At 71.7% G+C, this 15,057-nt stretch carries 14 protein-coding genes and 2 riboswitches; of the genes, 7 read left to right on the top strand and 7 right to left on the bottom strand.

The annotated features are described in order from the left end of the window. Nucleotides 1-8 precede the first annotated feature (8 nt). A riboswitch (cyclic di-AMP (ydaO/yuaA leader) is annotated at nucleotides 9-163 on the bottom strand. Nucleotides 164-489: 326 nt separating this feature from the next. From C2142_RS27795 to C2142_RS27785, 3 genes are all read right to left on the bottom strand, one after another. Further along, the gene (locus C2142_RS27795) at nucleotides 490-1,533 is read right to left on the bottom strand and encodes a C40 family peptidase (RefSeq protein ID WP_148645479.1); all 1,044 of its coding nucleotides are present in this window, start codon (nucleotides 1,531-1,533) and stop codon (nucleotides 490-492) included. Nucleotides 1,534-1,743: 210 nt separating this feature from the next. Continuing rightward, nucleotides 1,744-3,243: an NYN domain-containing protein gene (locus tag C2142_RS27790; RefSeq protein ID WP_241002812.1), complete on the bottom strand. Its 1,500-nt coding sequence runs from the start codon at nucleotides 3,241-3,243 to the stop codon at nucleotides 1,744-1,746. A 138-nt stretch (nucleotides 3,244-3,381) separates the two neighbouring features. Continuing rightward, nucleotides 3,382-3,642, bottom strand: a complete 261-nt coding sequence (locus C2142_RS27785; protein ID WP_148645478.1) for a hypothetical protein — start codon at nucleotides 3,640-3,642, stop codon at nucleotides 3,382-3,384. 247 nt (nucleotides 3,643-3,889) lie between these two features. On the opposite strand from C2142_RS27785, the gene C2142_RS27780 reads away from it, so the two are divergent. Beyond that, nucleotides 3,890-4,672, top strand: a complete 783-nt coding sequence (locus tag C2142_RS27780; protein WP_148645477.1) for a rhomboid family intramembrane serine protease — start codon at nucleotides 3,890-3,892, stop codon at nucleotides 4,670-4,672. A 41-nt stretch (nucleotides 4,673-4,713) separates the two neighbouring features. Next, nucleotides 4,714-4,995, top strand: a complete 282-nt coding sequence (locus C2142_RS27775; RefSeq protein ID WP_030240061.1) for an Lrp/AsnC ligand binding domain-containing protein — start codon at nucleotides 4,714-4,716, stop codon at nucleotides 4,993-4,995. Nucleotides 4,996-5,036: 41 nt separating this feature from the next. Here C2142_RS27775 and C2142_RS27770 read toward each other — a convergent pair whose 3' ends face one another. The 3 genes from C2142_RS27770 to C2142_RS27760 form a co-directional block, all read right to left on the bottom strand. Further along, nucleotides 5,037-6,413 (bottom strand): aminotransferase class V-fold PLP-dependent enzyme, encoded by a 1,377-nt coding sequence (locus C2142_RS27770; RefSeq protein ID WP_148645476.1) that lies wholly within the window; start codon nucleotides 6,411-6,413, stop codon nucleotides 5,037-5,039. A gap of 50 nt (nucleotides 6,414-6,463) precedes the next feature. After that, nucleotides 6,464-6,581, bottom strand: a riboswitch (SAM riboswitch). A 132-nt stretch (nucleotides 6,582-6,713) separates the two neighbouring features. Next, the gene (gene trpD / locus C2142_RS27765) at nucleotides 6,714-7,790 is read right to left on the bottom strand and encodes an anthranilate phosphoribosyltransferase (RefSeq protein ID WP_148645475.1); all 1,077 of its coding nucleotides are present in this window, start codon (nucleotides 7,788-7,790) and stop codon (nucleotides 6,714-6,716) included. Between the two features lie 172 nt (nucleotides 7,791-7,962). Next, nucleotides 7,963-8,388, bottom strand: a complete 426-nt coding sequence (locus tag C2142_RS27760; RefSeq protein ID WP_148645474.1) for a hypothetical protein — start codon at nucleotides 8,386-8,388, stop codon at nucleotides 7,963-7,965. A 405-nt stretch (nucleotides 8,389-8,793) separates the two neighbouring features. Here C2142_RS27760 and C2142_RS27755 point away from each other — a divergent pair, with 405 nt between their 5' ends. From C2142_RS27755 to C2142_RS27735, 5 genes are all read left to right on the top strand, one after another. Continuing rightward, nucleotides 8,794-9,414 carry a heme-copper oxidase subunit III gene (locus C2142_RS27755; RefSeq protein ID WP_073923280.1) on the top strand — a complete coding sequence of 207 codons (621 nt, stop codon included), beginning with the start codon at nucleotides 8,794-8,796 and terminating at the stop codon, nucleotides 9,412-9,414. 185 nt (nucleotides 9,415-9,599) lie between these two features. Further along, nucleotides 9,600-10,409, top strand: coding sequence for a cytochrome c (locus C2142_RS27750; RefSeq protein WP_148645473.1), 810 nt, complete (start codon nucleotides 9,600-9,602; stop codon nucleotides 10,407-10,409). Nucleotides 10,410-10,417: 8 nt separating this feature from the next. Continuing rightward, nucleotides 10,418-11,476 carry a Rieske 2Fe-2S domain-containing protein gene (locus C2142_RS27745; protein ID WP_241002811.1) on the top strand — a complete coding sequence of 353 codons (1,059 nt, stop codon included), beginning with the start codon at nucleotides 10,418-10,420 and terminating at the stop codon, nucleotides 11,474-11,476. After that, nucleotides 11,473-13,134, top strand: coding sequence for a ubiquinol-cytochrome c reductase cytochrome b subunit (locus C2142_RS27740; protein WP_148645471.1), 1,662 nt, complete (start codon nucleotides 11,473-11,475; stop codon nucleotides 13,132-13,134). The genes C2142_RS27745 and C2142_RS27740 overlap by 4 nt, the downstream gene beginning before the upstream one ends. Nucleotides 13,135-13,248: 114 nt before the next feature. Beyond that, a complete protein-coding gene (locus tag C2142_RS27735; protein ID WP_148645470.1) occupies nucleotides 13,249-13,650 on the top strand; it encodes a GntR family transcriptional regulator in 402 nt (133 codons plus the stop codon). Between the two features lie 18 nt (nucleotides 13,651-13,668). On the opposite strand, the gene C2142_RS27730 is transcribed toward C2142_RS27735, so the two are convergent. Beyond that, the gene (locus tag C2142_RS27730) at nucleotides 13,669-14,928 is read right to left on the bottom strand and encodes an Ig-like domain-containing protein (protein ID WP_148645469.1); all 1,260 of its coding nucleotides are present in this window, start codon (nucleotides 14,926-14,928) and stop codon (nucleotides 13,669-13,671) included. Nucleotides 14,929-15,057 lie beyond the last annotated feature (129 nt).

Below are 15,057 nucleotides of genomic sequence, written 5' to 3'. Positions count from 1 at the left end.
AGGCGGACTCCTTCTTCCAACGCCCGCCTACCGGGTGAGCTGACGGGTTCGGGCCGGAAGCGTGCCCTACGACGCCTCACCGGCCGCTCCAGCGGCCGACCTGGCGCCGATTCACCCCGGAGGAACATGGTTCCCCGGCTCCGCTCCACAGCGCCCCTGCTACTGGGCTCCCCGTCGGACGGGTCGTGCGACCCGTCCCGCTGCTTCGACGAACTCGGCGGTAAACCCCCGCCGCCACCCAGGCTGGGTGATCGACTGTGCGGTGGTTCAAGGCACGACCCTAGTAACAGAACCGTGATCCGTTCAAATCCTTGTCAGAAAAAAGACGGAAGGATACCCAAGTTCATTTGTGAATATGACCGGGCGTGACCGGCGCCGCACACGGAGCTGATCGCTTGTCACCATGCGGCCGGGAATGCCGACGCCACCCCCGTCCGGAGGTGGCGCGGATCACAGGGCCGTGTCCCGGCCCTCGGGCGTGCCGGTCCGTCAGACCCGGCGGATGACGCTGATCGGCATCGCGTCGGCCTTCATCACCTTCACCACGTCACCGGTGTGCGGCGCGTGCACCACCATGCCGTTGCCGATGTACATCCCGACGTGGCTGTGGTCCGGACGGTAGATGATGAGGTCGCCCGGCTGGGCGTCGGCGAGCGAGGCCACCGGGCTGCCGTAGCCGGCCTGCGCCTGCGAGGTGCGCGGCAGCGAGACGCCGGCCTTCCCGTACGCCCAGACCATCAGGCCGGAGCAGTCGAAGCCGCTCGGCCCCGTGGCACCCCAGATATACGGCGAACCCTGCTTGCCCATCGCGTTGGCGACGGCCGCACCGGCCATGCCGCTGCCCTGCGGCAGGCTGCCCAGGTCGGCACGCTCGCTGCCGCGCGAGGCCCGGTCGTCCTGCTGCTGGGCGGCCTTCAGGGCGGCCCGGTCCGCCGCGCTGAGCGAGTTCAGCAGGTCCTGGGCGGCCTTGAGCTTCTGATTGACCTCGGCCTTGGACTGGTTGAGGTCCTTGGTCGTGCTGTCCAGCGAGGCGAGGATCGCGGCCGCCTCGGTCTTCTGCTGGTCCAGCCGGCGCTGCTGGTCCTGGAGGCCCTTGAGCGCGTCGGCCTGGCTGGAGCTGGCCTGCTGCACGCTGGAGGCCTTGTCCAGGTAGCCGGACGGGTCGGAGGTGAGCATCAGCTGCACGGACGGGTCGATGCCGCCGTTGCGGTACTGCTCGCCGGCCACCGCCGCCAGACCGCCCTGAAGCTGGGTCATCTGGTCCTGGCCGCGTGCCACCTGGTCCTGGAGCTGGTCGGACTGCTTGCGGAGCTGGTCGGCCCGCTCCTTGGCGCCGTTGTACTTCTCGGTCGCCTGCTCCGCCTCTTCCTGGAGCTGGTCGATCTGCGCCTTCACGTCCTCCTTCTTCGGGGACGGGCTCGGTGCCGCGTGGGCGGCGACCTGGGCGGAGAGGGCGACCGCGGTCGCCGCGGCAGCGGTGAGCACGGAGACCCGCGCGCGGCTCGGCTGCTTGGGACGGCGGTGGGAGGCCAAGGACCGGCTCCTTCTTCCAACGGACTCACCCGATCGAGTGAGAATCCGGAAAATAGGTTTGACGCCAGACCCTAGTGAAGATCCAGGCTTTGCGCCACTCCCCCGGTGGCGTGAACTCCGGCCCGCCGACCTGGCTTCACGAGATCCCCACACCACCGCAAACCGGGCGCTGACCAGGCGTCACTGCCGTCCCGAAGGGCCCGCAACAGCCTACGGCCGGGCCAGCCGGTTCAGCAGCAGAATCGAGGCCACGGGGCGCGCGCCCGCCTTCCGCACGCCGTCGGCGACCTCCCGGTCCGTGGAGACCACCACGACCGGACGGCCCTGCGGCTCGGCCCGCACCAGGCGGCGGATCAGCTCGTCCGCGGTCTCCCCGGTCCGGCTGAAGCGGACCCGGACCCCGCGCGGCGGCGCCATGATCACCGGAACGTCCAGGTCCTGCCCGTCGAACACGCAGGTGACCTCCGCCTGGGTGCGCTGGGCCAGCATCGCCAGCCCGCCCAGCAGCCGGATCCGCTGCTGCTCCAGCGGCAGCGCCGGATAGCCGGTCTTGGTCACGTTGTAGCCGTCCACCACCAGGTGGACCTGCGGGATCGCCAGCAGCTGGTCCAGCAGCGCCGGATCGTCCTCCGCCAGCCCGCGCCGGGCCACGTCGTGCGGTGACGCCGACCCCGGCACCACCGCCTCCACCAGGTCGGCCGGGCGGATCTGCGACACCGGCAGCGCCAGCTCGCGCTGGATGCCCTGCGCCGACTGCAGCACCGTGTCCAGCAGCAGCCGCAGCCGCATGTCCTCGACGCTGCGCCCCTCGCGGGCGGACCGGCGGCCCTGCTCGACGGCGTTCTCCAGCTCGGAGATCCGGTGCCGCAGCCGGCGCGCCTCGCTCTCGCCCGCGCTGCGCTCGGCGGCGGACTGCGCCTTCAACGCCTCCAGTTCGGCGCCGAGCCGGCGGGTCTCGGCCTGCGCCCGGCGGGTGTCGCTCTCCAGCGAGCGGAGCTTGCGGCGCAGCGAGTCCGCCTCCTTGCGGACGTCCTCGGACTCGCTCCGCTGCCGGTCCAGATCGGCCCTGGCGGCGGAGCGCACCTCGGCCAGCTCCGCCTGCAGCTTCTCCACCAGCCGGGCCGCCTCGGCGGCGGCGCCCTCGGCACCGGCTCGTTCCGCCTCCTCGCCGGCCTCGGCGACCAGCCGGCTCCAGCCCGCGGAGCGCACCAGGTAGGCGGCGGCGGCGACGTCCAGCGGATCTGCGGCCCCGGGCACGCTGCCCGACTCCAGCGCCTTGACCAGATCGGGCTGGCCCAGCCGCAGCCGCTCCGCTATCCGCACCCGGAAGGCCGGCTCGGACTCCAGAGCGGCGGCCAGCGCGGTGGCCGCGTACTTGGCCCGCCGGGCCGGGGTGAACTTGGCGTACTGGCGCAGCGTCTGCGGCAGCTCGCCGGGCGGCAGCCCGCCGAGCGCGTCCGCGGCGAGGCCGACCACCCGGCGGCGCACGCCCTCGGGCAGCGGCCGGTCGAGCTTCTCCGCCGCCCGCTCCGCGGCCCTCCCGTCGGCCTGCTCTGCCGCCGGCTCGTCGCCGCCTGACTCCTCGGTACCGGCCGTCCCGTCCGACACCGGGGCGCCTGCCGGGGCTGTCTCGGCCGCGTCCGGCGCCTGCGCGTCCACAGCGGGCTGCCGCCCCTGCGGCCCGGCGGGCTCCTTCGCTGCGTCCACCACGTCCTCGGCTCCGATCCTGGTCCATCGGCACGGCCAACGGCGGCCGTCCTCGTCGTCACGCTCCGTGCGCTCTGTCTGTATTGTCCCGTGCGGCGGGCGGCCGTGCCCCGCACCGCCGCCCGCCGCACGGGCCGGGCATCAACCCTGCTCCGAGGCCTCGTTCTCCTCGGCACCCGGGCGGGCCACCAGCTCGACCTGGTCCACCGCGTTGCACCAGCGGCAGCGCACCGACTCGATGGTCTCGCTGAGCACCTCGGTCTCCTCGACCTTGGACTCGCCGGCCAGGTCGAAGTGGAGGAACTCGGTCAGCCGGGCGGAACGGGTCACGTCGAAGCGGGTCAGGTTGCCACACAGGGTGCAGCGCCAGCGCGTCTCGGCGGTCAGGGCGGGGACGGTCATCGGGGGTCCTCTCGGGTGGTCCCTGGGTGGGCTCAGGCGCTCCCCCCGGAGCCCCGGCATCGGCGGCGGGAGGCGGGAATGCCCGCCCCAAGCCTATTGCCTGGGGCAACCGTCCCGGCCACCGGTTTCGACCATTGGACCCCTGCGGAACGACCGCAAACCCCCTGCCCGCGGGTACCGGACACCCCCTAGCCCACCTGCCGTAAGCCCGGTGCCGCCCGGGCCGGGCGGAGGGATGCTTGGCCGCATGGCGATCCCGGTCCTCGACCACACCGGTGCGCGGGGCGGCCGCCCGGCCGCCGCCGTCCCGGCCGTCTGCTACGCGCTGATCGCGCTCAACACCCTGGTGTTCCTGCTCGGCCCGGCCGCCGGGCTCAACCCGCTGTACGGGCGCGGCCAGGACCGGGTCTGCGCGGAGCAGCGGTACGAGCAACGCTGGGGCGCCGTCCCGGCCGAGCTGCTGGCCGGGCGCCCGCTGACCGCCGGACAGCTCGCCGAGGCCCCCGACCCGGTGCCCGGCTGCCCGGCCCGGCCGACCCCCGGCAAGCACCCGGCGCTCACCGTGCTCAGCGCGCTCTTCCTGCACGCCGGCTGGCTGCACCTGCTGGGCAACCTGCTCTTCCTGTACGTGTTCGGCCCCACCGTCGAGGAGCGGTTCGGCCGGGTCCGCTTCGCCCTCTTCTACCTGGCCGCCGGCTCGCTGGCGACGTACGGCTTCGCGCTGGCCGAGGCGCACTCGCCGGACGCGACCCGGGTGCTGATCGGCGCCTCGGGGGCGATCTCGGCCGTCCTCGGCGCCTACCTGCGGCTGCACCCGCGCGCCCGGGTCACCACGCTCGTCCCGCTCCTGCTCTTCCTCCCGTTGCGGTTCCCGGCCTGGCTGGTGCTCGGCCTCTGGTTCGCCCTGCAGTGGTGGTCGGTGCACTCGGCCGGGCCGGGCGTGGCCTACCTGGTCCACGTGATCGGCTTCTCGGCCGGCTTCCTCTACGCCTGCACGCTGGCCACCCGCCCCCCGCGCCCGCCCGGCTGACGCCCGATACCCTGGCGGCACCTCACAAAGGAGCGCGAACAGTGATCACCGCCATCGTCCTCATCAAGACCAGCGTCGACCGCATCCCGGAGATCGCCGAGGCGATCGCGGCCATCGAGGGCGTCAGCGAGGTCTACTCGGTCACCGGCGGCTACGACCTGGTGGCGATGGTGCGGGTGCGCCGGCACGACGACCTGGCCGAGGTGATCCCCGGCCGGCTGAACAAGGTCCCGGGCGTGGCCCACACCGAGACCCAGATCGCCTTCCGCACCTACTCCCAGCACGACCTGGAGGCCGCCTTCGCGCTCGGCCTCGACGAGTAGGACCCGGCCGGCAGGCAGGGCCCGGCCCTCCCGGCGGGTGCTCAGCCCTCCCGGCGGGTGTCCACGACGCACCGGCCGCCCTCGTTGCGGTAGTTCCAGGCCGCGCCGTCGGTGACCAGCTCGCGGACGGCGGTCAGGAAGCGCTCGATGTGCTCGTCCGGGGTGCCGGCGCCGAAGCTGACCCGGATCGCGTTCAGGCTCCGCTCGCCCGGCAGCGACGGCTCGGGCGCACCGCACGCAGAGACCGGACCGGGAGCAACGCCGGATTCCTCGCCGAGCAGGGTCCGCACCAGCGGGTGCGCGCAGAACAGGCCGTCGCGCACCCCGATGCCGTACTCGGCGGAGAGCGCGGCCGAGAAGTGCGAGCTGTTCCAGCCCTGGACGACGAAGGAGAGCACGCCCACCCGGGCGGAGTCGGCGCCGAACAGGTTCAGCACCTTGACCTGCGGGACCTCCGCCAGGCCGGCCTTCAGCCGCGCGATCAGCTGCTGCTCGCGGGCCTCCAGCGCTTCGAAGCCGGCCTCGGCCAGCGCCCGGCAGGCCGAGGCGACGGCGTAGGCCCCGATCACGTTCGGCGAGCCGGCCTCGTGCCGCGCCGGGCCGGTGTGCCACTGGACGGCCACCGAGCCGTCGGTCTCCCGGGCCACCGTACGGGTGGCGCCGCCACCGGCCAGGTACGGCTCGGCCGCGTCCAGCCAGTCGGCGCGCCCGGCCAGCACCCCGGCGCCGAAGGGCGCGTAGATCTTGTGCCCGGAGAAGGCGATCCAGTCCACGTCCAGCTCGCGCACCGAGACCCGGTGGTGCGGGGCGAGCTGGGCGGCGTCCAGCACCACCCGGGCGCCGTGGCGGTGGGCGGCCGCGGTCAGCTCGGCGACCGGCCAGAGCTCACCGGTGACGTTGGAGGCGCCGGTGACGCAGAGCAGCTTGGGGCCCTCGGGGGCTCCGGCGAGCGCGGCGTCCAGGGCGGCGACGGCCTCCGCCCGCGAGCGCGGGGCGCGCAGGTAGGTGACGTCCAGCCCGGCGTGCGCCCAGGGCAGCAGCGAGGCGTGGTGCTCGGTCTCGAAGGCGAAGACCCGGGTGCCGACCGGGACGGCGCCGGCCAGCAGGTTCAGCGAGTCGGTGGTGGCCCGGGTGAAGAGCACCTGGTCGCCCTCGCGCAGGTCGAGGAAGTCGGCGACGGTGCGGCGGCTCTGCTCGAACAGGTCGGTGGAGAGCTGCGAGAGGTAGCCGGCGCCGCGGTGCACGCTGCCGTAGTAGGGGGCGTAGGCGGCGACGTCGTCCCAGACCCGCTGGAGCGCCGGGGAGCTGGCGGCGTAGTCGAGGGCCGCGTAGCCGACCTTCTCGCCGCTGGCGAGCGGGACCTGGACGTCGTGGCCCAGGACGGCGAGGGGGGCGCAGATCTCGGTGGCGAGGGACATGAGGATGCACTCCTTCTGGGGAAAGGACCCCGGGAGTGCGTGTCAACCGGCGTCCGCGCTTGTCACGCGGACGGATTGCCGCGGGACCCGGTCCTCACCCAGGGCACCCCGCCACGGACGGAGGGTTGCCGGACAGCAAGCTGGGGCTTGGCGCTGTCACTCATGACCTGCCGATGACTCTAGGTCGCGTCCGTCGGGTGGTCAAACAGGGTTCCACCATCCGGACACCGGCGCCCCCCGGGCGCCGGGAGCGCGCGAAGGGGCCCGCGGGAGCAGCCTCCCGCGGGACCCGACGATCCCTCAGGCCCTGCCGGTCGCCTCCGACCAGCGCTTGAGCAGCTCCAGCGCGGCGCCCGAGTCGACGGCCGCCGCGGCCCGCTCCATGCCCGCCGCCAGCTGCCCGGTGAGCGGCGCGTCGGTGAGCTCCAGCGCCACCAGCGCCGCCGCCGTGTTCAGCAGGACGGCGTCCCGCACCGGCCCGCGCTCCCCGGCCAGCAGCCGGCGGGCGACGTCCGCGTTGTACGCCGGGTCCGCCCCGCGCAGCGCCTCGATGCCGACCAGCTCGATGCCGAGCTCGCGCGGGTCGAAGGTGGTCTCGGTGACCTCGCCGCCGCGCACGATCCAGACCCGCGAGGTGGTGGTGATGGTCAGCTCGTCGAGGCCGTCGTCGCCGCGGAAGACCAGCGCGCTGGAGCCGCGCCGGGCCAGCACGCCGGCGATCAGAGCGGCCAGCCGGGTGTCGAAGCAGCCGATCGCGTGGGCCGTCACCCTGGCGGGGTTGGTCAGCGGACCGAGGATGTTGAACGCGGTCGGCACCCCGAGGTCGCGCCGGGCCGTCGCGGCGTGCCGCATCGACGGGTGGAACATGGCGGCGGAACAGAAGGTGAGCCCGATCTCCTCGGCCACCTCGGCGACCCGCCGGGCGGACAGGTCGAGGGCGATGCCCAGCTTCTCCAGCACGTCGGAGGAGCCGCTCGCCGAGGAGGCGGCCCGGTTGCCGTGCTTGACCACCTTGGCGCCGGCCGCCGCCGCGACGATCGCCGACATGGTCGAGATGTTGACGGTCTTGGCGCGGTCGCCGCCGGTGCCGACGACGTCCACCGCCGGGCCGGGGATGGAGAGCGGCTCGGCGTGGGCGTACATCGCGTCCACCAGACCGGCGATCTCGCCGACCGTCTCGCCCTTGGCCCGCAGCGCGACCATGAAGCCGGCCACCTGGGCCGGGGAGGCCTCACCGCTCATGATCCGGTCCATCGCCCAGGCGGCGTCCGCCTGGGCCAGGTCCTCGCCCCGCAGCAGTGCGGACAGGATGTCCGGCCAGGTGCGGACCACCTGCACGGGGTCCTTGCCGCCGTTCGCAGGGTTCACGTTCACCATGGCTGACTCCAGCTCTCGTCGCTTCCCGGAAAGGGATCTCCGTAGGGTTGGAGCCAGCCTATCGAGCGGCGGGACACCGCCGTCCCGCCGCGACCCTTCTTCTCTCCTGGTGAGATGCGCGCCGTGCCGCGCCCCCTCTTACGGGTGGCCGGAGCCGGCGGGGCGGCCGTTGCTACCGCGTGGCCGGCGCCCGCTTCGCCAGCCGGGCCCGGAGCAGGGTGGCGGCGGCCTCGGCCAGCGCCACCGGGTCCACCGGGCGGGAGATCGCCGCATCGGCCCGGCTCCAGGCGGCCAGCCAGGAGTCCTGCGGCCGGCCGATCAGCACCAGCACCGGCGGGCAGCCGTAGATCTCGTCCTTCAGCTGCCGTCCGAGTCCCAGCCCGCCGGCCGGCACCGCCTCACCGTCCAGCACGCAGAGGTCCACGCCCCCCTTCTCCAGTGCCTTCAGCACCGCGGGGGTCGTCGCGCACTCCAGGTAGGTCAGTTCCGGCAGATCTGCGGCGGGCCGGCGGCCGAGCGCCGTCTGCACCTGCTCGCGCGTGTTGCGGTCGTGGCTGTAAACGAGAACGGTCAGCGTCTCGTCGGTCGTGTACGCCATGGGCCCTGCTCCCTCAAAGTGTGATCCGGACCACGTTCGCCTGCACCGGATGCTACTCCCGATCACCGGCCGCCGAGGCCCTCCCGCGCGATCGTTCTCAAGCCGCCGCGCCCAGGACTCACCCGCCCGGAGGACGTCGCGTCACCCCCGACGGTGCAGTCCACCCGTACGGCCGACGGAACAGCCGGTCCCCTTACCCCCCGCGGCCCCGGCGGCCCCGGCGGCCGTGCAGCGACACGCTGGGCAAGGGGGTCGGAGGGGCCTTCGAGGAACCGTCAGAAAAGGGACACGCCGCTGCTCAGCCCCCGTCCGGACGCCCCGTCGGGTCCCACTGGGGCATACCGCACGCACCGGACACTCCGAGGGACACCCCCCGGCGTGAAGACGGAATAAGGGACCGACATAATGTCCGTCGTGGCGACAGCAACAGCAGTAGAAACCGGGCACGCGCACGGATCGGTCAACCGGCCGAACATGGTCAGCGTCGGAACGATCGTCTGGCTCAGTTCCGAGTTGATGTTCTTCGCGGCCCTCTTCGCGATGTACTTCACGCTCCGCTCCGTCAAGGGAGCCGAGTTCTGGAGCGAGAAGGCGCACGCCCTCAACGTGCCCTTCTCCTCGGTCAACACCACGATCCTGGTGCTCTCCTCGCTCACCTGCCAGCTCGGCGTCTTCGCCGCCGAGCGCGGGGACGTGAAGAAGCTCCGCTCGTGGTTCGTCATCACGTTCGTGATGGGCGCGATCTTCATCGGCGGCCAGATCTTCGAGTACACCGAGCTGGTCAAGAAGGACGGCCTCTCGCTGTCCTCCGACCCGTACGGCACGGTGTTCTACCTCACCACCGGTTTCCACGGTATGCACGTGACGGGTGGTCTGATCGCCTTCCTGCTGGTCCTGGGACGGACGTACGCAGCCAAGCGCTTCACTCACGAGCAGGCCACCGCCGCGATCGTGGTGTCGTACTACTGGCACTTCGTCGACGTCGTGTGGATCGGCCTGTTCGCGACCATCTACCTGATCAAGTAACCAGCTGATCAGGTCGCTGGCCACCGGCTTGGCCCCCGCCCTCACCGGCGACGGGCCTCTTTGCCGGTGCCGACGCTCCCACCGACCGACCGCGCGCGCAGCCCTAGACAGGCAGCCTCGTGCCGGCCAGACCGGCCGCCGGGTGCACCCACCAGTCGACCAGATCCTGACACCGGGGTTATTCCGTGAAAAAGCTCTCCGCACGACGGCGCCACCCATTGGCGGCGCTGGTCGTCCTACTTCTCGCCCTGGCGGCAACCGGGGGGCTGTACGCCGCGTTCGCGCCCGCCGACAAGGCGCAGGCCGACGTCGCCGCGCAGTCGCTCGCGATCGATGAGGGCAAGAAGCTCTTCGCCGTGGGCTGCTCCTCCTGCCACGGCCTGAACGGCCAGGGCAGCAGCGACGGCCCCAGCCTGGTCGGCGTCGGCTCCGCCGCGGTCGACTTCCAGGTCGGCACCGGCCGCATGCCGGCCCAGCAGCCCGGCGCCCAGGTGCCGCGCAAGAAGAACATCTACTCGCAGGCGGAGATCGACCAGCTCGCCGCCTTCGTGGCCTCGCTCGGCCCCGGCCCGGTGACTCCGAGGGAGGAGCAGTACACCTCGACCAACCCCGAGGACCTGTCCAAGGGTGGCGAGCTGTTCCGCACCAACTGCGCCCAGTGCCACAACTTCGCCGGCCAGGGCGGTGCCCTGACCAAGGGCAAGTACGCCCCGTCGCTGGAGGGTGTGGACGCCAAGCACATCTACGAGGCCATGCAGACCGGCCCGCAGAACATGCCGTCGTTCCCGGACACCACCATGCCCGAGGAGCAGAAGAAGCAGATCGTGGCCTTCGTCCGCCACACCACCAACGATGAGCCGAACCCCGGTGGTCTCACGCTCGGCAGCCTCGGTCCGGTGACCGAGGGCCTGTTCGGCTGGATCTTCGGTCTCGGCGTGCTCATCGCGGTCGCGATCTGGGTCGCCGCCCACACCACCAAGGCCAAGAAGTCATGAGCCACGACATGTCAGAAGAGAAGCTCCCGGAGTCGCACGGCTCCGCCGGGCACCACGAGGTGGCCGCCCACGGCGATCCGTTCGCCGACCCGGGCCTGCCGGCCCACGAACCGCGTCGCACCGACATCGACGAGCGGGCCGCCAAGCGCGCGGAGCGCCAGGTCTCGCTGATGTTCGTGGTCTCGATGCTCGCCACGGTCGGCTTCATCGCCTCCTACGTGGCCATCGACCCGGACAAGATCATCTACGTCTTCCCGCTCGGTCACATCAGCGCGATGAACTTCGCGCTGGGCCTGACCCTGGGCGTGGCGCTGTTCATGATCGGCGCGGGCGCGGTCCACTGGGCCCGCACCCTGATGTCGGACCACGAGATCCCGGCCGAGCGCCACCCGATCGAGGCCGACGACGAGGTCCGCAACGACGTCATCGAGCAGTTCAAGACCGGTGCCGCCGAGTCCGGCTTCGGCCGCCGCAAGATGATCCGCAACACGCTGATCGGCTCGATGGCCCTGGTGCCGCTCTCCGGCGTCGTGCTGCTGCGCGACCTGGGCCCGCTGCCCGAGGACAAGCTGGAGCACACCGGCTGGATCGAGGCCACCCCGGCCAAGCCGCTGCAGCTGATCAACATGAACACCAACCTGCCGATGAAGGCCGAGGACATCATCCAGGGGTCGCTGACCTTCGCGATGCCGGAGGGCCTGCACACCCACGACGAGGACTTCCAGCAGCGCATCGCCAAGGACGCCCTGATGCTGGTGCGCATCGCGCCGGAGGACATCAAGGACGAGAAGTCCGCGGAGCTGGGCTTCGAGGGCATCCTCGCCTACTCGAAGATCTGCACCCACGTCGGCTGCCCGATCAGCCTCTACGAGCAGCAGACCCACCACGCGCTCTGCCCCTGCCACCAGTCGACCTTCGACCTGGCGGACGGCGCGCGCGTCATCTTCGGCCCGGCCGGCCACCCGCTGCCGCAGCTGAAGATCACCACTGACGAGAAGGGCTTCCTGGTCGCCGACGGCGACTTCGACGAGCCCGTCGGCCCGAGCTACTGGGAGCGTGCTCGATGAGTAGCGCGAGCAGCACCACCTCCGGTGCCTCCAAGCCGGCCAGCACGCGCGCCAAGCCCGCCAACAAGTGGGAGCAGGCAGCTGACTGGACGGACGGCCGGCTGGGGATCTACTCCCTCGCCAAGGCCAACCTGCGGAAGATCTTCCCGGACCACTGGTCCTTCATGCTGGGCGAGATCTGCCTCTACACGTTCGTCATCATCATCCTGACGGGCGTCTACCTGACGCTCTTCTTCAAGCCCTCGATGGGCGAGGTCATCTACGACGGCTCGTACGTCCCGCTCAAGGGCATCCCGATGTCCGAGGCGTACGCGTCGACGATGGACATCAGCTTCGAGGTCCGCGGCGGTCTGCTGGTCCGTCAGATCCACCACTGGGCCGCGCTGGTCTTCGTGGCCGCGATGCTCGTGCACATGCTGCGCGTCTTCTTCACCGGCGCGTTCCGCAAGCCGCGTGAGATCAACTGGGTCTTCGGCTTCCTGCTGCTGGTCCTGGGCATGTTCGACGGCTTCTTCGGCTACTCGCTGCCCGACGACCTGCTCTCCGGCACCGGCATCCGGTTCATGGAGGGCGCCGTCCTGGCGACCCCGCTGATCGGCACCTACATCCAGATGTTCCTGTTCGGGGGTGAGTTCCCCGGCCACGACATCGTGCCGCGGTTCTTCACCATCCACGTCCTGCTGATCCCGGGCATCATGCTCGGCCTGCTGGTCGCGCACCTGATCCTGGTCTTCTACCACAAGCACACCCAGTGGGCGGGCCCGGGCAAGACCGAGAAGAACGTCGTCGGCATGCCGCTGATGCCGGTCTACATGGCCAAGGCCGGTGGCTTCTTCTTCCTGGTCTTCGGTCTGATCGCGGTCATCTCGGCCGTCTGCTCGATCAACCCGATCTGGGCGTACGGCCCGTACCGCCCCGACCAGGTGTCCACGGACGCCCAGCCGGACTGGTACATGGGCTTCTCCGAGGGCCTGATCCGCATCATGCCGGGCTGGGAGATCAGCCTCTGGGGCCACACCCTGAACCTGGGTGTCTTCATCCCGCTGATGGTGGTCTTCCCGCTGATCCTGGTCTCGATCGCCGCCTACCCCTTCATCGAGGGCTGGATCACCGGCGACAAGCGCGAGCACCACATCCTGGACCGCCCGCGCAACGCCCCGGTCCGCACCGGGCTGGGTGCCGCCTGGATCAGCCTGTACCTGGTGCTGCTGGTCGCCGGTGGCAACGACCTCTTCGCGACCCACCTGCACCTGTCGCTCAACGACGTCACGTACTTCGTCCGGGTCGGCTTCTTCGTGGTGCCGGTTCTCACCTTCATCATCACCAAGCGCTGGTGCCTCGGCCTCCAGCGCCGTGACAAGGAGAAGGTGCTGCACGGCCGCGAGACCGGCGTCATCAAGCGCCTGCCGCACGGCGAGTTCGTCGAGGTGCACGCGCAGCTGCCGCAGGGCGACCTGCACAAGCTCACCTCGCACGAGCAGCAGCAGCCGTTCGAGCTGCCGTCCGAGACGGACGAGAACGGCGTGGCCCGCAAGGCCGGCGTCCTCACCCGCACCCGGGCGAAGCTCTCCCGCGGCTACTTCGGCGAGGGCAGCCAGATCCCCAAGCCGACCGCCGAGGAGCACCACGAGATCACCAGCGGCCACGGCCACCACTGATCCCGTACGCACCCCGCGTCACCCCGAGGGCCGCCGACCAGAATCCGTTCTGGTCGGCGGCCCTCGGGCTTTGCCGTATCCGTCCCGTCCCTCACCCCACCGTCTGGAGCCCCCGTGGAGCTGTTCGTCGACCCCGCCTCCGCCACTCCCCCGTTCGAGCAGATCCGGTCCCAGATCGCCGAGCAGGCCCGCAGTGGTGAGCTGCCGACCGGGCTGCGGCTGCCCACCGTCCGGGCCCTGGCCGAGCAGCTCGGGCTGGCGGCGGGGACGGTCGCCAAGGCCTACCGGGAGCTGGAGGGCGACGGGGTGGTGGAGACCCACGGCCGGCGCGGCACCCTGATCGCCGCCGTCGGCGACACGGGCCACCGGCTGGCCGCCGCGGCCGCCGCCGAGTACGCCGGGAGGGCCCGGCGCCTCGGGGTGCCGTTCGCGGACGCCCTGGCGGCCGTGGAGACCGCGCTGCGGCTGGCCTACCAGGAGGAGCGGGGCCGGGAGGTGCCGGGCCGGGAGGGCTGAACGCCCCCGCGGGGGCCGTCAGATCTCCGGGCGGATGATCCCGCTGGCGGGGGCCCGGGAGGCCGGCGGGGTCGTGCTGACGGGCTGTCCGAGGGCGCTGTGCTTGACCCAGTCGGTCCAGGTGACGTTCCAGTCCCCGAAGCCGTTGCCGAACGGCTCCATGCCGGCGCCCTGGCTGTTGACCACCGTCACCAGGTCGCCGACCCGGGTGTTGTCGTAGAACCACTTGGCGTTCTCGGTGCTCATGCCGGTACAACCGTGGCTGACGTTCGCGACGCCCTGCGAACCCACCGACCAGGGTGCGGCGTGCACGTACTCGCCGCTCCAGGTCACCCGGGTGGCCCACTCCACGTTGAGGTCGTAGGACTCCGAGCTGCCGGCGGCTATGCCGATCGTCTCGCCGCTCATCCGCACCTGGCGCTCCTGGCCGAGCACCACCTTGACGCCGTTGCGGGTGTCGAAGCCGGGCTTGCCGGTGGTCACCGGGATCGTCCGGACGACCTCGCCGGCGCGCTTGAGGGTGAGCTCGTGGGCGGCGGCGTCCACCACCGACTCGACCCGCTCACCGATCCGCAGGGCCAGGGCGGCACGGTCGCCGCCGTACAGGCCGTCGGATATCCGGCTGCCGGTGGTGTCGAAGGCCAGGCTGACCGTCGTCCCGGCCGGCCAGTACTCCTCGGGGCGGAAGTGCAGGTTCTTGTCGTCCACCCAGTACCAGCCGCCGGTGACGGCGGGCTGCGAGGTGACGGTCAGCCCGCGCTCGACCTCCTGGCGGGCCTGCGGGTCCTTCACCGCCTCGGAGAGCTGCACGGTGAGCGGCTGGCCGACACCGTAGAGGCCGCTGCCGGAGGAGTCCGGGCCGAGCTTGGCCGTGAGCAGCCGCTGCGCGGCGAGGGTGGAGAAGCCCGCGGTGGTCTCGCCGCGGCCGCCGTTGCCGTCGTCGGCGGCGATCCTGACGGTGTAGTCGGTGGCCGCCTTGAGGCGCCCGGTGGTCTGCCAGCTGCGCTGGTCCTCCGAGAGCTTCCCGGCCACCACCCGGCCGTCCGGGCCGAGCACCGTGACGTCGGTGAGCCGGCTGCCGGGCACGGCGGTCACCGTGACGGGCTGGGACGGGTCCACCTTGCCCTCGGCGGAGAGGTGCACCAGCGGTGCCGCGTCGACCTTGTGGACGGTGCCCACGGCGCCGTCCCCGCCGGATGTGCAGGCGGCCAGCGGGGCCAGCACTGCGAGGGCCAGCGAGATGCTGCCGATACCTGCGATTCCGTGCCTGTCGGCCATGACCGCCTCCGAGGGTTCGCACGATTGATCAGATCGTAGGAACGAGAGGTGGAAGAGCGACATCCGGGGGACCCGCAGTTGACCCACCGGAGTGAGGGCCTCACTCCGGGGACGCAACAGGGCCGGGCA

Origin of the sequence: Streptomyces sp. CB01881 (genome assembly GCF_002953255.1) — a bacterium.
Lineage (GTDB): Bacteria > Actinomycetota > Actinomycetes > Streptomycetales > Streptomycetaceae > Kitasatospora.
Note: the sequence above shows the minus strand (reverse complement) of the source record. Positions and strands in the feature narration are given on the sequence as shown.